Below are 20,664 nucleotides of genomic sequence, written 5' to 3' on the forward strand. Positions count from 1 at the left end.
GCGTCACTGCGCCAGCGAGACGATGCTGATCAGCCCCGGGTAGAGGGCGAACAGGACGGTGACGGGCAGCACCAGGAACACGACCGGGACCATCATCGCGATCTCCTTGCGCCCGCCCGCTTCCAGCAGCCGGCGTTTGCCGGCCTCCCGGACGTCGGCGGCCTGGGCCCGCAGCACCTCGGCCAGCGGGGTGCCGCGTTCGATGGCCACGATCAGGCCGTCGACGAACCGGGCCAGCGGGTCCAGGGAGGTGCGGTCGGCGAGCTGCTGCAGCGCGTCGACCAGCGGAACCCCGGCGCGGGCCCGGGCCAGGGTCGCGCCCAGCTCCCGGGCAAGTTCGCCACCGGAGAGCCGGGTGACCCGGGCGATCGCCGCGGTCGGGCTCTCCCCTGCCGTCACGGCCAGGGCCAGCAGCTCGGCGACCACCGGGAACTCGGCCAGCAGCAGCTCCTCCCGCCGCTGCACCTGCTGGGTCAGCCACCAGTCCCGGCCGAGCACCCCGCCCACGAGGCCGGCCACGCACAGCAGCACCACCGACAGCAGGTTCACCGCGCCGGCCAGCGCCGACCCCACGACGGCCAGGACGGCGGCGCCCAGCAGCCCGAGCCCACCCCACACGACCTGCTCGATCCGGAAGTCCTCGACCGTGGTCTCGGCGTTCAGCGCATCCAGCCGCCGCCGCACCGCCACCCGGCCACCGAGCAGCCGGTCGACGTGCCGCGCGCCGTCGGCCAGCACCGGGCCGAAGACCCGCCGGGCGGCGCTGAGCATCCCCGGCTGGGTGGCCGTGCCCAGCAACCGGGACGGCGCCGGGCTGTCGTGCACGTAGGGCGCGAGCCGGTCGACCAGCCGCACCTGCCGGAACGGCGGGGAGAAGCTCACCGCGAGCAGCACGCCGGTGGCCGCGACCAGCCCGAGCAGCATGCCGGCCAGACCGGCGCTCACGACGACACCCCGCCGCTCGGCGACCCCGTCACTGCAGCACCCGCATGTCCTCGGGGAGCCGCCCGATCTTCAGCATCAGCCGGTAGGCCAGCAGGCACACCCCGCCGCCGATGAGCAGCAGCGCCGTCCCGACCGGGCTGTCGTAGGCGGTGAGGGTCTGCTGCTGGGTGGCGAGGAGGAGGAGCACCACCCAGGGCGCAGCCACGGCGAGCCGGGCGGCCTGGATGACCCACCCCTGCCGGGTCTCCAGCTCGGCGCGGGCGCGCGCGTCCTCGCGGAGGAACGCGGCCAGGGTGCGCAGCACCCGGCCCAGGTCGCTGCCGCCCACCTCGCGCGCCACCCGCAGCGTCTCGACGATCCGGTCGCCCACGGGGTCGGCGAGGTCGTCCTTCAGCCGGTCGAGGGCGTCGCTGAACCGGCCGCTGGAGCGGTGATCGGCGGCGAACCGGGCGAAGGAGCCCCGCAGCACCTCCGGGCCGCGGACGGCGAGCGCCGACAGCGCCTCCGGCAGCGAGAGCCCGGCCCGCACCGCCGACGCCAGGTTGTCCACGACCTCCGGCCACACCTCGCGCAGGTCGGCCCGGCGCTTGGCGGCCAGCCGGCGCACCAGCAGGTAGGGCACCGCCGAGCCGAAGACGCCGAACGCCAGGCTGATCGTCACGGTCCGGGTGGTCAGCAGCACCAGCAGGAGCGCGGCGACGCCCAGGGCGACCTGGAGGGCGAGCAGCTGGGCGGAGTTGATCCCGGTGAGGCCGGCGGCGGAGAGCAGTTGCTGGCGTCGTCCCGGCCGGGAGGTGCCGGTCCGGCGCACCGGTGCCCGGGCGCCACTGCGCCAGATGAGCAGCAGCCCGACACCGAGGGCCAGCCCGAGCAGGCCACCGGGCACGCTCACGCGGGCCGCCGTTCGGCCGGGTCGCCCAGCAGCGCGGCGAGGTCGAAGCCGTGGGCGGCGTACCGGTCGGCGTGCGGCGGGTAGCCGTCGGCGCGGACCAGCCGGCCGTCGCGGGTGGTGAAGACGTCGGCGGTCTCCACGACGCTGCCCTCGGTGCGGCCGGGCAACGCCACCACCTCGCGCAGCCGCCGGGCACCGCTGGGCTCGGTGCCCACGTGCACCACGAGGTCGACGCTGGAGGCCACGGTCGGGACGACGAAGGCGTGCCCGATGTTCTCCCCGGCCAGCAGCGGCAAGGTGCACATCTTGACCACCGCCTCGCGGGCGCTGTTGGCGTGCAGGGTGCACATCCCGGGCAAGCCGCTGTTCAGCGCGATCAGCAGGTCCAGGCACTCCTCCTGGCGCACCTCCCCGACCACCAGCCGGGAGGGCCGCATCCGCAACGCCTCCTTGACCAGCCGGCGCAACGGGATCTCCCCGGCGCCCTCGAGGTTGGCCTGCCGGGTCTGCATCGCCACGACGTCCGGCAGCGGCACCCGCAGCTCGAAGACCTCTTCGCAGGTGACCACCCGCTCGCGGGCCGGCACCGCCGCGCACAGGCAGTTGAGCATCGTGGTCTTGCCGGCCTGCGTCCCGCCGGAGACGAGGATGTTGAGACCGGCGGCGACCGAGGCCTCCAGGAAGCGGGCCACCTGCGAGGTCAGCGTGCCCAGCGCGACCAGCTCGTCGAGGGAGTGCGCCTGCAGGACGAACTTCCGGATGTTGACCGCCATGTGCCGGCGGGTGACGTCCGGGATCACGACGTGCAGCCGCGACCCGTCGGGGAGCATCGCGTCGACGAACGGGGTGGACATGTCGATCCGCCGACCGGAGCTGCGCAGCATCCGCTCGACCAGATCCGCCAGCTGCCCCGCGCCCAGGATCGTCGTCGTCAGCTCACTGCGGCCGCGGCGGGCGACGAACACCCGGCCCGGCTCGTTGACCCAGATCTCCTCCACCTCCGGGTCGTCCAGCCAGCGCTGCAGCGGCCCGTAGCCGGCCACCCGGTCCAGCACGTCGCGGACGACGCCCTCCGGGTCACCGACCGGCGGCAGCGTGGAGGACAGCGAGCGCTCGGAGTAGTCGGCGACGACGTCCCGCACCAGCATCCGCACCGGCCCGGGATCGCTGAACGGGTCCAGCCCCCGGCGACGGATCAGCTCACGGACCTCGCCGTCGACGAGATCGACGGCAGAGCTCGCCACCGGCACGACACCCCCGTTGAGCAGCCACTTGGTCAGTTGAGTGCGGTGACTGTAAGGGGATGACGCGGTTCCGCGGGACGCCCTGTGGACGAAGAGTGACCCACTCACCCGGGCGGTTCACCCGATCAGGCGACGGGTGGGGCGCGAGCCGACCCGTGACATCGACGGCTCGTCACACGAAAACCCCGGCTCACTCCCTCGGAGTGGTGAGCGCACCCACTCGTCCAGCTCAGCCCGAGCACGCTGGCGCCGACGTCCAGACCAACACCAACGTGGCCCATGCCAGGACTGAACGGACAGGCTGTGACCCCCACAGGTACGCCCCTCGCTCGCGCTGCCGCGCCGGGCCCAGCGACCGTCCCAGCCGTCCAGCGGGCCCACCGGCGGACACGGGGAGTCCGCGCACTGTTGGTTGCGTTGGTCCTGACCCTGACCACCGCGACCCTGTCCGTGGTCGGTGGGACGGCCCTCGCCCCGACTGCACAGGCCGCCGCCACATGGACCTCGACCAAGGCAACGGTCTTCGGCATGGGCGACTCCCTGTTCGCCCAGTGCGGTGACACACTCGGCCTCGGCGCTCGGTCGCTGGGCATGGTCGGTTGGTGGGGCGGCACCTCGCAGGACATGCGCAACCGGATGACGTCGACGGCCGAGGACTGGCCCTACACGAGCGAGCGCTCGCACGCGGAGGAGCTGGCCGACTTCAGGCAGGCCGGCTCGTGGGTCGTCGGTCTGGGCACCAACGACGTGGTCGTCAGCACCGCGGCCCAGTTCCGCGCCAACGTGGAATGGTTCATGCAGCAGTCCCAGGGCCGCCCGGTCCAGTGGTTCAACATCCACCACCCGCAGTACGCGGCCAAGGCCGACGCGTACAACGCCGTCCTCAACGATGCGGCCACGCGCTGGCCCAACCTGCGGATCCTGGACTGGCACGGCCACGCCACGACCCACCCCCGGGTCATCGCCGGGGACCAGCTGCACATCGCTGACCACGCGGCCGGCTGTGACAACGGACGGTTCCGGCTGATCCAGAGCAGTGTCCCCCAGGTCTCCGGGACCGCCACCCAGCCGCCGTTCGACACCCCGGTGGCGGTGCCGAGGCGCAACCCGGTCGACACCCGGTACGCCACGATCGGTCCCGCGCGGCTGGGCCACGCCACCACCTCGACCGCGTGCGACCTGAAGAAGGACGGCTGCGTCCGCGGGTACACCAAGGGCCTGATCGCCTGGTCGCCCAAGACCGGCGCTCGGGCCATCACCAGCACCCCGATTCGGGACTCGTGGTCCGGCTACTTCGCCCAGAGCGGCCCGCTGGGCTACCCGGTCCAGGACACGGTCTGCCGACCGCGCAGCGGCGGTTGCACCCAGCGGTTCGAGACGGGGTCCATCTCCTGGTCACCGGCCACCGGCGCGGTGGTCAGCGTGGGCGGCATCCGCTCCACCTGGACGGCGCTGGGGGCCGAGCGCTCCTTCGTCGGCCACCCCACCACCAACACCTACTGCGGCCTCGTGGGCAGCGGCTGCTTCCAGACCTTCCAGGGCGGGAGCATGCACTGGTCGCCGGACACCGGTGCGCACGTCACCCGCGGGGCGATCCAGGGCGCCTGGGCTGCTGGGGGATGGGAGACCGGTGTGCTGGGCTACCCGACCGGCAACGAGAACTGTGGGCTCCGGGACGGCGGCTGCTTCCAGGTCTTCCAGGGCGGGACCATCCACTGGTCCCCGGCCAGGGGCGCGCACGTCACCCGCGGGGCCATCTACGACGCTTGGGCCGACCGGGGGTGGGAGACCGGCGCGCTGGGCTACCCCACCGGAAACGAGACCTGCGGGCTCCGGAAGGGCGGCTGCTTCCAGCCCTTCCAGGGCGGCATCATGCACTGGTCCCCCGCCAGCGGCGCGCACGTCACCCGCGGGGCGATCCACGCCACCTGGGCATCCACCCGGTGGGAGACCGGCAAGCTGGGCTACCCGACCGGCAACGAGAACTGCGGCCTCCGCGAAGGCGGCTGCTTCCAGACCTTCCAGGGCGGGACCATCCACTGGTCCCCGGCCAGCGGCGCGCACGCCCTCAGCGGAGCCATCCTCCGAGCCTGGGCCAAGCAGGGCTGGGAGACCGGCCGCCTGGGATACCCCACCGGTGGGCGGCACCGCTCCGGCAGCCTCTGGAAGCAACGGTTTCAAGGCGGCCTCCTGCGCGGCTGAACGAGCTCCGTAGTGCGGGGACACCGGGGCAGGGGCGGACCGCGAACCGGTCCCGAAGCGGTGGCCGAGGCGTCATAGTGGGACATGACCTGGGCAACCCGCGCCGCGACCGCCGGGCTCTCCGCTCTCGCCGGTGTCGCCGCCCGCGACCTGCTGCAGCGGGAGCACACCCTGCTGCGCAACTTCCCGGTGGTCGGCCGCGCCCGCTACCTGCTGGAGTCCATCGGCCCGGAGCTGCGCCAGTACCTGGTGGCCGGCAACAACGACGAGCGGCCCTTCACCCGCGACCAGCGCCGCTGGGTGTACGCCTCGGCGAAGAAGCAGAACAACTACTTCGGCTTCGGCACCGACATCGACCTGGAGTTCACCGCCGGCTACCCGGTCATCAACCACCGCACCTTCGGCCGCGCCGTCCCGGCCACCACCGCGCAGGCCGGGCAGGAGACGCCGCTGCCCGGCGCCAAGGTGCTCGGTGCCGCCCTCGGCCGGGCGCACGCCTTCCGGCCGCAGTCGGTGGTCAACATCTCGGCGATGAGCTTCGGGTCGCTGTCCGGACCGGCGGTCGAGGCACTCAACCGCGGCGCCGCACTGGCCGGCTGCCTGCACAACACCGGCGAGGGCGGCCTCTCCCCGCACCACCGGCACGGCGGGGAGCTGGTCTTCCAGCTCGGGACGGCGTACTTCGGCTGCCGCGACCAGCACGGCCGCTTCGACCTGGCCAAGCTGAAGGACGTGGTCGCCTCCGCCCCCGTGCGGGCCCTGGAGATCAAGCTGAGCCAGGGCGCCAAGCCGGGCCTGGGCGGCGTGCTGCCCGCCGCCAAGGTCTCCGCCGACATCGCCGCCACCCGCGGGGTCCCGGAGGGCGTGGACTGCATCAGCCCGTCCCGGCACGCCGAGTTCTCCGACCCCGACAGCCTGCTCGACTGGGTCGAGCTGCTGGCGAGCGAGACCGGGCTGCCGGTCGGCATCAAGTCCGCCGTCGGCGACATGGCGTTCTGGCACGAGCTCACCGAGCTGATGGCCACCACCGGCCGGGGCGTGGACTTCGTGACCATCGACGGCGGCGAGGGCGGCACAGGTGCGGCGCCGCTGATCTTCACCGACTCGGTGTCGCTGCCCTTCCAGCTCGGCTTCGCCCGCGTCTACTCCGCTTTCGCCCGGGCCGGGCTGCACGAGCAGGTCACCTTCATCGGCGGCGGCAAGCTCGGCCTGCCCGACAACGCGATCGTCGCCTTCGCCCTGGGCTGCGACCTGGTCAACGTCGCCCGGGAGGCGATGCTGGCGATCGGCTGCATCCAGGCGCAGAAGTGCCACACCGACACCTGCCCCACCGGCGTCGCCACCCAGAACGCCTGGCTCACCCACGGCCTGGACCCGGCGCTGAAGTCGGTGCGGGCGGCCACCTACGTGCAGACGCTGCGCCGCGACCTGCTGAAGGTCGCCGAGGCCTGCGGCGTGGAGCACCCCGGGCTGATCGACACCTCGACCGTGGAGATCCTCACCGGCCGCACCGCCTCGCGCCCGCTCGCCGAGGTCTACGGGTACGAGCCGTCCTGGGGGCTGCCCTCGGCGGCCGAGCGGGAGCGGATCGTCGCGCTGATGACCGGCGAGGCACCGGAGGGTGGCAGCGCCCCGCCGTCCCCGACCGCGGTCGACGGCCCGGCACCGGGCTGACCGCGGCCGGGGCGACGGGTCAGGACCGCACCAGCTCGTCCTCCCGGACCCGCTCCTCGGTGGGCACCTCGACGGTGAGGTGCGGCAGCACCCGGTCCAGCCGACGCGGCAGCCACCAGTTGGCGTTGCCGAGCAGCTCCATCGCCGCCGGCACCAGCACCATCCGCACCAGCGTCGCGTCGATCAGCACCGCGATCGCCAGCCCGAAGCCGAACAGCTGCAGCTCCCGCGACGAGCCGAGCACGAAGCTGCCGAAGACGCAGACCATGATCGCCGCCGCCGCGGTGATCACCCGCGCCGTCCGGGCGAGGCCCACGGCCACCGCCTCGGCGTTGTCGCCGGAGCGGTCGTACTCCTCCCGGATCCGGGACAGCAGGAAGACCTCGTAGTCCATCGACAGGCCGAACACGATCGCGATCAGCAGCATCGGCACCCACGCCTCGATCGGCGCCACGCCCTCGACGCCCAGCGCCTCCGCTGCCCAGCCCCACTGGAACACCGCCACCAGCGCACCGAACGCCGCCCCGATCGACAGCAGGTTCACCACCACGGCCTTCAGCGCGACCAGCAGCCCGCGGAACACCACCATCAGCAGCAGGAACGACAGCCCGAGCACCACCGCCAAGAACAGCGGCAGCCGCTGCGCAGTGTGGTCGGCGAAGTCGATCGCCGCCGGTTGCGCGCCGCCGATCGCCACCTCCACGTCCGCGGGGACGGCCGCCGGGACGACGTCGTCCCGCAGCCGGTGCACCAGCTCGGTGGTCGCCTCGTCCCGCGGCGCCGACGTCGGCACCACCCGCAGCACCGCCGTGCCGCCGTCGTCCGACACCACCGGCGGGCTCACCGACGCCACCCCCGCGTCGTCCGCCAGGGTGCCGGCGAGCTCGTCCGCGGCCGGGCCGACGTCCCCGGACGGCGCGTCCACCGCCACGACCAGCGGCCCGTTCACCCCTGGACCGAAGCCCTCGGCCACCAGGTCATAGGCCCGCCGGGCGGTGGACTCCTCCGACAGCGTGCCGGCGTCGCTGAAGCCCAGCCGCAGGTCCAGCACCGGGACGGCGAGCACCAGCAGCGCCGTCAGCGACCCGACCAGCCACACCACCGGACGCCGCTGCACCGTGCGCGCCCACCGCGCCGCCGCCGCGCCCGTCCCCGCCCCACCCCGGCCGAGCCCCCGCAGCCGGACCCGGTCTACCCGCGCCCCGGCGAAGCCCAGCAGCGCCGGGAGCAGGGTGACCGCGGCGAGCATCGCGACCAGCACCGCGGCCGCGATGCCCAGCGCCATGCCGCTGATCAGGTCCATGCCCATCAGCACCAGGCCGAGGATGGCGATGACCACCGTCGTGCCGGCGAACAGCACCGAGCGGCCGGCCGTCGTCTGCGCGAGCCCGACCGCATCGACCACCGGCGCCCCGGTGCGCAGCGCCTCCCGGTAGCGGGTGACCACGAGCAGCGAGTAGTCGATGCCGACGCCGATCGCGATCATCCCGGCGGCGGCGGTGGCGTAGCTGGGCACGTCGACGACGTGCGCGGCCAGCTCGATGGCGGCGACGCCGCAGAGCGCACCCAGGACGCCGACCACCAGCGGGAGCGCCATCGCCAGCAGCGACCCGAACGCGAGGAACAGGATCACGCCGGCGGCGAGCACCCCGATCACCTCGGCCGGTGGCCCGCCGCCCTCGTCGAGCAGCAGACCCCCGACCTCGACCTGCAGCCCGGGGACGTCGACGTCCGCGCGCAGGGCGTCCAGGGTGTCGCTGACCTCGGCGAGCTCCTCGACCGTGCGCTGCGGCAGGTCCACCTGGAGGTAGGCGATGGTGCCGTCAGGGGCGACCTGTTGCCCACCGCCCGGGTCGAACGGGCCGGTGACCTGCGCGCCGGGCACCTGCTCGACGACGTCGGCGGCCAGGTCGGCGGCGGCCGCGCGCACCGCCGGCGTGTCGACCCCCTCGGCCCGGTGCAGCACCAGCTGGGCCGACGTGCCCGAGCGGGCCTCGAAGCCGGCATCGGCCAGCAGGTCGCCGGCGCGGGTGCTCTCGGCGCCGGGCAGGGTGAAGTCGTCGCTGGTCGGACCGGCGAAGGCACCGGCCAGCACGGACAGGACGAGGACGGAGACCACCCAGACGGCGACGACCAGGCGCCGCGAGCGGACACAGGAACGGGCGAGGGAGTCGAGCACGACGAGCTCCTGACGACGGCCGGGACGGACCCGCCGAACGCTAGGAACGCCCCGCCCGGACGTCGTCCGTCCGGGAGCTCGACCGCACTGCGCACCTGGACGTACGGCGAGGACGAGATACGCCGCAGCGCGGACGCGCAGCCGCCGGGAACTCCCCTAGCCTCCCGGCATGAGCTGGCGTCCCGGGCGGATCGACGTCGTGCTGGTGCTCGCTTCGGTGCTGCCGGCGTGGGCCGCGCTCGCCGGTCACCTGGAGCACGAGGCGCGGCCACCGGACCCGCTGGCCTTCACGTTGGTGGCCGTGGTCGGGCTGCCGATGCTGGTCGCCCGCCGGGCACCGGTGCCCGCGCTGGGCCTGAGCATCGCCCTGCTGTTCGGCTACTACTGGACCGGCTACGCGGCGGTGGGGCTGGTGCTCCCGCTGGCCCCGGCGCTGTTCGTGGTGGCGCAGGCCGGCCGGGTGCGGCTGGGGGCCGTGGTGGGCAGCACGCTCCTCGTGCTGTCCACCGCGTTCCGGTTGCTCGGCGGCGAGCGGGACCAGGAGCCCGGCGTCGTCATCGGCTACGACGGCGTGCTGTCCCTGGCGCTGTTGGCCGCGGTCCTGGCGCTCGGCGACGCGGTCCGGTCCCGCCGCGGCTGGCAGGAGGAGCTCGACCGGCGGCTGCGGCTGGCCGGGCAGGAGCGGGAGACCGAGGCGCAGCGTCGGGTCGCCGACGAGCGGGTGCGGATCGCCCGCGACGTGCACGATCTGCTCGGCCACGCGGTCGCCATCGTCACCCTGCACGCGGCGGTCGCCGCCGAGTCCCTGGACGACGACCCGCAGGCCGCCCGCCGGTCGCTGGAGACCATCCGCAGCGTCAGCCGGGAGGTGCTGCACGACCTGGGCGACACCGTCGGCCTGCTGCGAGGTGACGCCCCGACCAGTGTGGAGCCGGCGCCCGGGTCGTCCGGCGTCGCCGACCTGGTCGCCGCGACGGCCTCGACCGGGCTCGACGTCCGGCTCGTGGTGCGCGGCCCCGAGCAACCGCTGCCCAGGGCCGTCGAGGCGACCGTGCACCGGCTGGTGCAGGAGGCGCTGACCAACGTGCTGCGGCACGCGCACGCCCGGACGGCGACCGTCACCCTCGAGCACGGGGCCGCCGACCTCACCGTGACGGTGACCGACGACGGGGCCGGCGAGCCCGCGACCACCGCCCCCGGCCACGGCCTGCAGGGGATGCGGGAGCGGGTGGCGCTGCTCGGTGGCCGGCTCTCGGCGGGCAACCGGGACGGCGGCGGCTTCACGGTCACCGCGGTGCTGCCGGTCGCGGTCGACCGGGTGGGCGCGCCGGCGTGATCCGGGTGCTGGTGGTCGACGACCAGCCGCTGGTGCGCGCCGGCATCCGTGCAGTACTCGACCGGGCCGGCGACGTCGCGGTGGTCGGCGAGGCCGGCGACGGGCGGGCGGCGCTGGACCGGCTGCGCATCGCCCGGGACGTCGACGTGGTGCTGATGGACCTGCGGATGCCGGTGTTGGACGGCATCGAGACGACCCGGCGGATCGTCGCCGACCCGCAGCTGGAGGCGGTCGCGGTCGTGGCCCTGACCACCTTCGACGACGAGGAGCTGGTCCTGGGCGCGCTGCGGGCCGGGGCGAGCGGCTTCCTGCTCAAGGACGCCGAGCCGGACGAACTGCGCCGCGGCGTGCGGGCCGCAGCCGCCGGCGAGGCCGTCCTCTCCCCCGCCGTCACTCGCGGCGTGGTCCGGGCGGCGGTGACCGCCGTCGCCGCGCAGACCCCGGTCGCGCCGGAGGAGCTGCAGCAGCTGACCGCCCGGGAGCGCGAGGTGCTGGCCGCGGTCGGCGAGGGGCTGTCCAACGAGGAGATCGCCCGAGCGCTGGTGATCAGCCCGGCGACGGCGCGCACCCACGTCGGCCGGGTGCTCAGCAAGCTGGGCGCGCGCGACCGGGCGCAGCTCGCCGCGCTCGCCTGGCGAACCGGTCTCCTGCCGCGCGCCTGACGCCGCTGAGTACAGCCACTGCAAGCTGGGCGGTACCGCCCTGGGCCAGCACGCGGACGGCGCGTGGCCCGGTCCACAGATGACCGCCGGCCCGTCAGCGCCTGCGCTTCTTGGCGATGTGGCGGCGCTGGGCGACCGAGAACGTGACCAGCGCCAGCACGACCAGTGCCGCGATGATGAGAACCAGGGACAGCCAGTCGTCCATGGGACGCCTCCTCCATCGGGTGCCCCGAGCATCCCAGCGGACCGCCCACGACGGGGCTCGCTCGCCGTCGGCATCGCGCAACGGCCCCACCCCCTCGGCGAAGGGGTCGCACGGAGCCGCGGCGTCCGGCGGCACACCGCTGGTTACAGCGGCTGTAATGTCGGCCCGTCCGACCGGCCCGCCAGCGGGCGGTCAGCCGCGCGGCAGGACGGCGTCGATCAGGTGCGGCCCGGGCTCGGCCAGCGCCGCCCGGAACTGCTCGGCCAGCTCCTCGGCCGTCGTCGCCCGGGTGGCCGGCACGCCCATCCCGGTGGCCAGCGCCACGAAGTCCAGCGCCGGCCCGCCGAGGTCCAGCAGCTTCCCGGCCCGCTCTCCCCCGCCGGCCGCGCCCACGTTCGCCAGCTCGCTGGCGAGGATCGCGTAGGCGCTGTTGTCGCAGATGACCGTGGTGACGTCGAGCTGCTCGCGGGCCTGGGTCCACAGCGCCTGGATCGTGTACATCGCGCTGCCGTCGGCCTGCAGCGAGATGACCGGTCGGTCCGGGCAGGCCACCGCGGCGCCGACCGCCACCGGCATCCCCTGCCCGATGGCCCCGCCGGTGAGCGTCAGCCAGTCGTGCGCCGGCGCCCCGACCGTCGCCAGGGGCAGGAAGTACCCACTCGTCAGCGCCTCGTCGACCACGATCGCCCGCTCGGGCAGCAGCGCGCCGACCACCTCGGCGAGGGCCTTGATGTCCAGCTCCCCGGTGGGCAGCTCCGGACGGCGGGCCTCGGCCAGCTGCGGGGTGGCGTCCGGTGCGGCCAGCTCGGCCAGCGCCTGCAGCGCCGCGACGACGTCCTCCCCCGGTTCGGCGAGCACGTGCACGGTGCAGCCGTCGGGCACCAGCCGGCCGTCCATCCCGGGGTAGCCGAAGAACGCCACCGGCTCCCTCGCGCCGACCAGCACCAGGTGCTCCACGCCGTCCAGCTGCTTGCGCGCGCCGTCGGGCGGATAGGGCAGCTTGAGCACGTCGGGCACCCCGGCGCCGCGCTGCATCCGCGCGGGGGAACGCTGGGACAGCAGCCGGGTGCCGGTGCCGGCGGCGACCTGGGCCGCCGCCCGGAGCCCGGGCTCGAGCACCGCGTCACCGCCGAGGAAGAGCATCGTCGAACCGCCGAGCAGACCGGCCACCTCCTCGACCACCGCGGCCGGCACCTGCGGGGCCGGGCGCCGGGCCGGGACGGCGGCCACGCGTGCACCGTCGCTCCACGAGACGTCGGCGGGGAGCACCAGGCTGGCCACCTGACCGCGGGCGGCGGCGGCGACCGCGTCGGCGGTGTCCGCGCCGACCTCGCTCGTCGCCAGCGACCGGCGCACCCACCCCGACACGGCGCCGGCGAGGGCGTCGATGTCGGACTCCAGCGGCGCGTCCAGCCGCTTGTGGGTCAGCGCGTGGTCACCGATGACGTTGACCAGCGGCGTCCCGGCCCGGCGGGCGTTGTGCAGGTTGGCGATGCCGTTGCCCAGCCCCGGGCCCAGGTGCAGCAGCGTGGCCGCCGGCGATCCGGTCATCCGGGCGTACCCGTCGGCGGCGCCGGTGGCGACCCCCTCGAACAGGGTGAGCACCGCCCGCATCTCCGGGACGTCGTCCAGGGCCGCCACGAAGTGCATCTCCGAGGTGCCGGGGTTGGCGAAGCAGACGTCCACCCCGCCGTCGACCAGGGTGCGGATCACTGCCTGCGCGCCGTTCACGTCGACCTCCCGACCGTGGCCGCACTCCGGCGGGCGACCTCCCCGGCAGCCTCGCACGAGGGCTGCCGGGAGGCGATCCGACTGCGGCAGGATCGCCGGCGTGGCCGCTGACGACCTGGTCCCGGAGGTGCGCGCCGCGCTGCGGGCGGCGGCCGACCCGGCGCGCGGCCGCGGCATGCAGGCCTACCTGAAGACGGCGGAGCCCTGCCTCGGGGTGCGGCTGCCGGAGGTCCGCCGGATCGTCCGCGCCGCCGCGGAGAAGGCCCCACCGGACGTCGAGAGCGCGGCCGGCCGGCTGTGGCGGGAGGCGTCCGCCCGGGAGGAGCGGCACGCCGCCCTCGCGCTCACCGGCCTGCCCGTGGCCCGCGGTGACCTCTCGTTGCTGCCGCTGTACCGGGAGATGATCACCACCGGCGCGTGGTGGGACCTGGTCGACGGCGTCCAGCCCCGGGTCCGCGACCTGCTGCTCGCCCACCCCGCGCAGCTGCGCCCGGTGCTGCAGGGGTGGGCCCGGAGCCCGGACCGGTGGCTGCGGCGCAGCGCCGTCATCGCCCAGCTCGGGGCCAGGGAACGCACCGACACCGCACTGCTGGCCGAGGTGGTCGAGGTCAACGCCGCCGACCCGGAGGTCTTCGTCCGCAAGGCGATCGGCTGGGCGCTGCGCGAGCACACCAAGACCGACCCCGACTGGGTGCGCCGCTTCCTGGCCGAGCACGAGCTCAGCCCGCTCTCCCGCCGGGAGGCGGCCAGGCACCTGCCTTCCTGACCACGGAGGTGCCCCCGCGGCGGGGGCGGCAGTGGCGGACCCTAGAAGGTGAGGACCAGCCGGCCCCGCACGCCCCCGGCCTCGAGCCGGCGGTGCGCCTCCGCGGCCTGCGCCGCCGGGAGGGTCTGCGCCACCCGCAGGGTGATCTCGCCCTTCTCCACCTGCTCGCGCAGCCGGTCCAGCTTCGCGTGCTCCTCGGCGTAGTCGCGGACCATCACCGGGGAGACGCGCAGGCCCCGCTGCCCGTCGCCGCGGTAGCCGCGCACCGTCGCGACGGCCCCGCCGTCCTTGACCGCGGGCAGCACGGCGGCGTCCTGCACCGAGCCGTCGGCCAACCCGTCGACCCCGTCGGGGAACTGCTCGCGGATCCGGTCGGCGACGTCCTCACCCCGCCGGACGACGACGTCGGCACCGAGGTCGCGCACCAGCTGCTCGTCCTCGGCCTTCGCGTCAGCCACGACGGTCAGCCCCTCGCTCTTCGCCAGCTGGACGACGTAGCCACCGAACGCCCCGGCCGCACCGGTGACCGCCAGCACCTGGCCCGGCTGCAGCGCCATCCGGTCCAGCGCCAGCCGGGCGGTGAGACCGTTCATCGGCAGCGTGGCCGCGGCCGCATCGCCGACGCCGTCGGGCACCCGGGCGATGGAGCCGGCGGGCAGCACGATGTCCTCCCGGTAGCCGCCGTGCGCACCGGTCGGGACGACGATGCCCATCACGTGCTCGCCGGCGTGGATGTCGGTGTCGGCGCCGTCGCCGATCTCGGCCAGCACCCCGGCGACGTCCATGCCCGGCACGTAGGGGAACTCCTTGACCGGGTCACGCTGGGCGTAGGTGCCGTTGCGGGCGTAGGTGTCGGTCGGGTTGACCGCGGCCGCCGTCACCCGCACGCGCACCTGCCCGGGGCCCAGCGGCTCCCGCGGCACGTCGACCAGGCGCAGGGCCTCCGGACCACCGAACTCCGTCACTCCTGCAGCTCTCATCTCCGACCGCTACCCGCGGGACGGCGCGGGCCACACCCCGGGTGCACGAGCGACGACTCACAGCTGGCGCGCAGTCCGGGCTGGGCGGGCCTGCAGCCAGCCCGCCGACGGTCGTCCCATGCCACCGCATCCCCTGGGTACCGCCGAAGCGTCCGGCGACGCCGCACCGTTGCGCCCGGTGATCGACGTCGTCGTCCCGGTCCACAACGAGGAGACCGACCTGGAGCCGTGCTTGCGCCGGCTGCACCACCACCTCACCACCGAGCTCCCCTACCCGTTCCGGATCACCGTCGCGGAGAACGCCAGCACCGACGGCACGGTCGCCGTGGCCCGCCGGGTCGCCGCCGAGCTGCCCGGCATCGAGGTGCGGATGCTGCCCGAACCCGGGCGCGGCCGCGCCCTGCGCACCGCCTGGCTCGCCTCGGACGCGCTCGTGCTGGTCTACATGGACGTCGACCTGTCCACCGACCTCGCCGCACTCCTGCCGCTGGTCGCCCCCCTGATCAGCGGCCACTCCGATCTGGCCATCGGCACCCGCCTGGCGGCGTCCTCCCGGGTGGTGCGCGGCGCCAAACGCGAGCTGATCTCCCGCGGCTACAACCTGCTGCTGCGCGGGGCGCTGGCCACCCGGCTGTCCGACGCCCAGTGCGGGTTCAAGGCCATCCGGGCCGACGTCGCCACCCGGCTGCTGCCGCTGGTGGAGGACACCGGCTGGTTCTTCGACACCGAACTGCTGGTGCTGGCCGAGCGCAGCGGCCTGCGGATCCACGAGGTGCCCGTCGACTGGGTCGACGACCCGGACAGCCGGGTGGACATCGTGGCGACGGCGAAGGCCGACCTGGCCGGGATCGCCCGGATGCTGCGCGCGTTCACCAGCGGCCGGCTGCCGGTCGCCGAACTCCGCGCCCAGCTCGGCCGGGGCCCGCTGGCCGACCCGGTGCCCGGGGTGCCGGCCGGGCTGGTCGGTCAGCTGGTCCGGTTCGCCACCATCGGCGTGCTGTCGACGCTGTCGTACCTGGTGCTGTTCGTGCTGCTGCGCACCGTCGCCGGCGCGCAGGCGGCCAACCTGGTCGCACTGCTGCTCACCGCGATGGCGAACACCGCAGCGAACCGGCGGATCACCTTCGGCATCCGCGGCGGCCCCGGTGCCGGTCGCGCCCAGCTGCAGGGCCTGGTCGTCCTCGGCCTGGGCCTGGCGCTGACCAGCGGCACCCTGGCCGTCCTGCACGCGGTCGCCCCGGTCCCGGCCCGCGGCACCGAGGTGCTGCTGCTGGTGGTGGCCAACGCCCTCGCGACGCTGCTGCGCTTCCTCCTCCTCCGCGGCTGGGTCTTCCGCGTCCCCGCGCCCGACGCTCCCCCCACCGACCCCGCCGTCCCGGCCACCGACCCCGCCGTCCCGGCGATGGAGACCACCCGATGAGCACCGACACCTCCCACGCGCCGGCCTACGGCGCCCCGGCCTGGACCCCGCCGGGCGCCACCGCCACCGCGCCGCCCGCCCGGTCGGCGCCCGGCCGGGCCGGCCGGCTGCTGCGCGGCCGCCTCGAGGACCCCTCCTGGGTGCGCCCGGCCCTGCTCGGCCTGCTGGCCGCCACCGGCCTGCTCTACCTGTGGGACCTGGCCGCCTCCGGCTGGGCCAACGCCTTCTACGCGGCTGCGGTGCAGGCCGGCTCGGAGAGCTGGGTCGCGTTCTTCTACGGCTCCTCGGACGCGGCCAACTCGATCACCGTGGACAAGCCACCGGCCTCGCTGTGGGTCATGGAGCTCGCCGTCCGCGTCTTCGGGCTGAACTCCTGGTCGCTGCTGGTGCCGCAGGCGCTGATGGGCGTGGCCACCGTCGGCGTGGTGTACCTGGCGGTGCGCCGGGTCGTCGGCCCCGGCGCCGGGCTGCTCGCCGGGGCCGCGATGGCGCTGACCCCGGTGGCGGTGCTGATGTTCCGCTTCGACAACCCCGACGCGCTGCTCGTGCTGCTGATGACGCTCGCCGCCTACGCCACCACCCGGGCGCTGGAGCGGGCCAGCGTGCGCTGGATGGTCGGCGTCGGCGTGCTGATCGGCTTCGCCTTCCTGACCAAGACGCTGCAGGCGATGCTGGTCGTCCCCGGCTTCGCGCTGGTCTACCTGGTCGCCGCGCCGACCACGGCGGCCAGGCGCTTCGGCCACGTGCTGGCCGCCGGCGCGGCGATGCTCGTGGCCGGCGGCTGGTGGGTCGCGGTCGTCGAGTTGGTGCCCGAGTCGTGGCGGCCCTACGTCGGGGGCTCCCAGACCGACTCCACCTGGGAGCTGATCTGGGGCTACAACGGCCTGGGCAGGCTCACCGGCGACGAGACCGGCAGCGTCGGTGGCGGCGGTGGTGGCACCGGCGGCAACTGGGGCGACACCGGCCTCGGCCGGCTGGTGGACGCCGAGATCGGCGGTCAGGTGGCCTGGTTGCTGCCCGCGTCGCTGGCCCTGCTGATCGCCGGCCTCGTGGCCGTCGGTCGCGCGCCGCGCACCGACGTCCGCCGTGCCGCGCTGCTCACCTGGGGCAGCTGGCTGCTGGTCACCGGCGCGACCTTCAGCTTCATGGCCGGGATCTTCCACGCCTACTACACCGTCGCCCTGGCCCCGGCGATCGCCGCGCTGGTCGGCATCGGTGGTGGGTTGCTCTGGCAGCGCCGCGGAACCGCCTGGGCACGGATCGTGCTGGCCCTCACGTTGGCCGGCACCGCGGTGTGGTCGTTCGTGCTGCTCACCCGGTCGGCGGACTTCCTGCCGTGGCTGCGCTGGGTCGTGCTGGTCGCTGGGCTGCTCGCTGCGGTCGGGCTGCTGGTCGTACACGGCGTGGGCCGGCCGGTCGCGGCCACGGTGCTCGCCGTCGCCGTCTTCGCCTCCCTCGGTGGCCCGGCCGCCTACGCCGTGCAGACCGCCGGCACCGCGCACACCGGCTCCATCCCGACTGCGGGGCCGACGGTCAGCGGGGGCAGCGGCTTCGGCGGCGGGCCCGGTGGCGGCGGCTTCCCCGGTGGTGGCCAGGCAGGCACCCCGCCCACCGGCGGCGGGCAGTTCGGCACCCCACCCGGCGGCACCACGGGCGGGACGATGGGCGGGACGATGGGCACCCCGCCCGGCGGGACCCGCGGTGGCACGGCCGCCGGGGGCACGGACGGCGGCGGCTCCGGTGGTGGCATGGGTGCTGGTGGCATGGGTGGCCTGCTGAACGCCACCGATGCCAGCGACGAGGTGGTCGCCGCCCTGCTCGCGGACGCCGACGACTACACCTGGGTCGCCGCGGCCGTCGGCTCCAACAACGCCGCCGGCTACCAGCTGGCCACCGAGGAGCCGGTGATGCCGATCGGCGGCTTCAACGGCAGCGACCCCTCGCCCACGCTGGCGGAGTTCCAGCAGTACGTCGCCGACGGCGAGGTGCACTGGTTCATCGGCGGTGGCACGGGGATGAGCAGCGACAGCGGCAGCAGCGCCTCGGCCGAGATCGCCGCCTGGGTGGCGGACAACTACACCGCCCAGACGATCGACGGGGTGACGATGTACGACCTCAGCGGCGCCGCCGGCTGAGCCGGTCGGGGAGGTCGCGCTCGCCTGGTGGAGCGCGACCGCCCAGCTGCGGCGGTCACCGTCGCAGCGGTGCTCCGCCGGCTCCGGTGGTGGGCCTGGACCCCGCCGGCACCGCACAGCTGTCGTCGGAGGCGATCGCCTACGCGACCCCGGCCGCGGCGACGACCGCCGTGCAGGAGCTGGTCCAGGCGTTCGGCAGCTGCCCGGCCGAGGAGTGCACGTCCGAACCGGGGTCCCACCCTCCTCGGGGGCCGGGGTCGTGACGTCCGCCCCTGAGGGGGTCAGCGCTTGACGGCGTACTCCTTGAGCAGGCCGCGGCTGATGATCGTCTTCTGGATCTCGCTGGTGCCCTCGCCGATGAGCAGGAACGGCGCCTCGCGCATCAGCCGCTCGATCTCGTACTCCTTGGAGTAGCCGTAGCCGCCGTGGATGCGGAAGGACTCCTGGGTCACCTCGCTGGCGAACTCGCTGGCCAGCAGCTTCGCCATGCCGGCCTCGACGTCGAAGCGGGCGCCGGAGTCCTTCAGCCGGGCCGCGCGCACCATCATCGTGTGGGCCGCCTCGACCTTCGTGGCCATCTCGGCGAGCTTGAAGGCGATGGCCTGGTGCTGGGCGATCGGCTTGCCGAAGGTCTCCCGCTGCTGGGCGTAGGAGATGGCCAGCTCGAAGGCCCGGATCGCGACCCCGCAGCCCCGGGCGGCGACGTTCACCCGACCGACCTCGACGCCGTCCATCATCTGGTAGAAGCCGCGGCCGGGCTGCCCGCCGAGGACCTTGTCGGCGCCGATCCGGAACCCGTCGAAGCTGGCGTCGGTGGTGTCGATGCCCTTGTAGCCCATCTTGTCGATGCGCCCGGGGATGGAGAAGCCGGGCAGCCGCTCGCCCAGGCCCGGCGTCTTCTCCACCAGGAACGTGGTCATGTTCCGGTAGGGGGAGTCGCTGCCCTCGTCGGTCTTGACCAGGAAGGCGACCAGGGTGGCGTTCTCCCCGTTGGTCAGCCACATCTTCGAGCCGTTGACCACGTACTCGTCGCCGTCGCGGGTGGCCTTCGTCCGGATCGCTGCGACGTCGCTGCCCAGCTCCGGCTCGGACATGGAGAACGCGCCCCGCAGGTCACCGGTGGCCAGCCGCGGCAGGTACTCGGCCTGCTGGTCGGGGGTGCCGTGCTGGGTGATCAGGTGCGCCACGATGAAGTGCGTGTTGATGACGCCGGAGACGCTCATCCAGCCGCGGGCGATCTCCTCGGCGACCAGGGCGTAGGTCAGCAGCGACTCCCCCAGCCCACCGAACTCCTCGGGGATCGTGAGCCCGAAGATGCCCAGCTCCGCCAGGCCCTCGACGATCTCCGTCGGGTAGACGTCCCCGTGTTCCAGCTCCTGGGCCCGGGGGATGATCTCCGCGTCCACGAAGTCGCGGACCGTCGACAGGATCTGGGTCTGGACGTCGGTCAGGTCCGCGGTCTGGGCCAGGCGGGTCATGCGCACGCTCCTCGGGACGACGGTGTCTCGGTTACCGGCGAGTATGGAGCAGGCCCGGCCCGGTGCTGCGGCGTCCCGCCCGCTCCGTTGCGGGGTTACCGTCGCTGCGGTGACGCACCGCCTCCTCGCCCTCACCGCCGTGACCCTCCTGGCCCTGACCGGCTGCGGCTCGACCGACGAGGTGGCCGAGGGTGCGGCGACCGGCTCACCCACCTCCGAGCCCGCGCCGGCCGACGCGGCGGCCGCTGCGGCGGCGACGGCCGACCCCGCCGCCGCGCAGGACCCGACCGAGGCGGTCGTGGCCACCGCCCTGCGGGCCGCCGACCTCCCGGAGGGCTGGTCGGTGCAGGCCAACCCGGTGCCGTCCGGGGCCGACCTCGCGGACAACCCGAGCCTGGCCGGGATCTGCGGCCACACGTTCACCTCCGAGGCGCAGCGGACGGCGAAGCAGCCGGTGGTGGGCGTGGACCCCGCCGGCACGGCACAGCTGTCGTCGGAGGCGATCGCCTACGCGACCCCGGCCGCGGCGACGACCGCGGTGCAGGAGCTGGTCCAGGCGTTCGGCAGCTGCCCGGCCGAGGAGTACACGTTCGAGCCGGGTCCGAGCGCGGAGGGCCTGGCCGCCAACAGCGTGGTCTTCCAGTACCGCCTCGCCGACGGCACGACCCAGGTCGCCCTCGCCCAGGCGCGGGGGCAGGTGCTCTCGGTGCTGGTCGGCGAGGACCCGGAGGTCACCGCCGCCGCGGGCCGGTCGATCGCCACCCGCATCGCCGCGTTGCCTGCCGGGGCGATCGGCGGCTGACCGGCAGACTGAC

General features: G+C 74.6%; 15 protein-coding genes. 8 read left to right on the forward strand and 7 right to left on the reverse strand.

All coding sequences use genetic code 11. The features are described 5' to 3' along the window. Positions 1-3: 3 nt before the first annotated feature. The 3 genes from FB380_RS00660 to FB380_RS00670 are packed head-to-tail and all read right to left on the reverse strand — an operon-like array spanning position 4 to position 3,081. Positions 4-945, reverse strand: coding sequence for a type II secretion system F family protein (locus tag FB380_RS00660; protein ID WP_188959568.1), 942 nt, complete (start codon positions 943-945; stop codon positions 4-6). A gap of 28 nt (positions 946-973) precedes the next feature. Further along, positions 974-1,837, reverse strand: a complete 864-nt coding sequence (locus tag FB380_RS00665; RefSeq protein ID WP_188959569.1) for a type II secretion system F family protein — start codon at positions 1,835-1,837, stop codon at positions 974-976. Beyond that, entirely contained in the window at positions 1,834-3,081 is a 1,248-nt protein-coding gene (locus tag FB380_RS00670) for a TadA family conjugal transfer-associated ATPase (RefSeq protein WP_229682025.1), read from the reverse strand. The genes FB380_RS00665 and FB380_RS00670 overlap by 4 nt, the downstream gene beginning before the upstream one ends. A 408-nt stretch (positions 3,082-3,489) precedes the next feature. Between FB380_RS00670 and FB380_RS00675 the strand changes: the two genes are divergently transcribed. Continuing rightward, positions 3,490-5,283 (forward strand): hypothetical protein, encoded by a 1,794-nt coding sequence (locus tag FB380_RS00675; protein WP_166753398.1) that lies wholly within the window; start codon positions 3,490-3,492, stop codon positions 5,281-5,283. Positions 5,284-5,367: 84 nt separating this feature from the next. Continuing rightward, positions 5,368-6,957, forward strand: coding sequence for an FMN-binding glutamate synthase family protein (locus tag FB380_RS00680; RefSeq protein ID WP_166753399.1), 1,590 nt, complete (start codon positions 5,368-5,370; stop codon positions 6,955-6,957). 19 nt (positions 6,958-6,976) lie between these two features. On the opposite strand, the gene FB380_RS25170 is transcribed toward FB380_RS00680, so the two are convergent. Next, positions 6,977-9,136 (reverse strand): MMPL family transporter, encoded by a 2,160-nt coding sequence (locus tag FB380_RS25170; RefSeq protein ID WP_208382707.1) that lies wholly within the window; start codon positions 9,134-9,136, stop codon positions 6,977-6,979. A 169-nt stretch (positions 9,137-9,305) separates the two neighbouring features. Between FB380_RS25170 and FB380_RS00690 the strand changes: the two genes are divergently transcribed. Together FB380_RS00690 and FB380_RS00695 are read left to right on the forward strand one after the other, a co-directional pair. Continuing rightward, a complete protein-coding gene (locus FB380_RS00690) occupies positions 9,306-10,472 on the forward strand; it encodes a sensor histidine kinase (RefSeq protein ID WP_166753400.1) in 1,167 nt (388 codons plus the stop codon). Then, the gene (locus tag FB380_RS00695; RefSeq protein ID WP_166753401.1) at positions 10,469-11,134 is read left to right on the forward strand and encodes a response regulator; all 666 of its coding nucleotides are present in this window, start codon (positions 10,469-10,471) and stop codon (positions 11,132-11,134) included. The genes FB380_RS00690 and FB380_RS00695 overlap by 4 nt, the downstream gene beginning before the upstream one ends. A gap of 397 nt (positions 11,135-11,531) precedes the next feature. Here the strand turns inward: FB380_RS00695 and FB380_RS00700 are convergent, their stop codons facing one another. After that, entirely contained in the window at positions 11,532-13,070 is a 1,539-nt protein-coding gene (locus tag FB380_RS00700) for an acetolactate synthase large subunit (protein WP_188959571.1), read from the reverse strand. Positions 13,071-13,170: 100 nt separating this feature from the next. Here FB380_RS00700 and FB380_RS00705 point away from each other — a divergent pair, with 100 nt between their 5' ends. After that, positions 13,171-13,836, forward strand: coding sequence for a DNA alkylation repair protein (locus tag FB380_RS00705; protein ID WP_166753403.1), 666 nt, complete (start codon positions 13,171-13,173; stop codon positions 13,834-13,836). A 41-nt stretch (positions 13,837-13,877) separates the two neighbouring features. On the opposite strand, the gene FB380_RS00710 is transcribed toward FB380_RS00705, so the two are convergent. Beyond that, a complete protein-coding gene (locus FB380_RS00710; protein ID WP_166753404.1) occupies positions 13,878-14,816 on the reverse strand; it encodes a quinone oxidoreductase family protein in 939 nt (312 codons plus the stop codon). A 118-nt stretch (positions 14,817-14,934) separates the two neighbouring features. On the opposite strand from FB380_RS00710, the gene FB380_RS00715 reads away from it, so the two are divergent. Both FB380_RS00715 and FB380_RS00720 read left to right on the forward strand, forming a co-directional pair. Beyond that, positions 14,935-16,236, forward strand: coding sequence for a bifunctional glycosyltransferase family 2/GtrA family protein (locus FB380_RS00715; protein WP_166753405.1), 1,302 nt, complete (start codon positions 14,935-14,937; stop codon positions 16,234-16,236). Then, a complete protein-coding gene (locus FB380_RS00720; protein WP_166753406.1) occupies positions 16,233-18,371 on the forward strand; it encodes an ArnT family glycosyltransferase in 2,139 nt (712 codons plus the stop codon). Before FB380_RS00715 ends, FB380_RS00720 begins: the two co-directional genes overlap by 4 nt. A gap of 281 nt (positions 18,372-18,652) precedes the next feature. Here the strand turns inward: FB380_RS00720 and FB380_RS00725 are convergent, their stop codons facing one another. Beyond that, entirely contained in the window at positions 18,653-19,849 is a 1,197-nt protein-coding gene (locus tag FB380_RS00725; protein WP_166753407.1) for an acyl-CoA dehydrogenase family protein, read from the reverse strand. Between the two features lie 109 nt (positions 19,850-19,958). Here FB380_RS00725 and FB380_RS00730 point away from each other — a divergent pair, with 109 nt between their 5' ends. After that, positions 19,959-20,651, forward strand: coding sequence for a hypothetical protein (locus FB380_RS00730; protein WP_166753408.1), 693 nt, complete (start codon positions 19,959-19,961; stop codon positions 20,649-20,651). Positions 20,652-20,664 lie beyond the last annotated feature (13 nt).

The organism is Modestobacter marinus, from assembly GCF_011758655.1.
In the GTDB taxonomy this organism is placed as follows: Bacteria; Actinomycetota; Actinomycetes; order Mycobacteriales; family Geodermatophilaceae; genus Modestobacter; species Modestobacter marinus.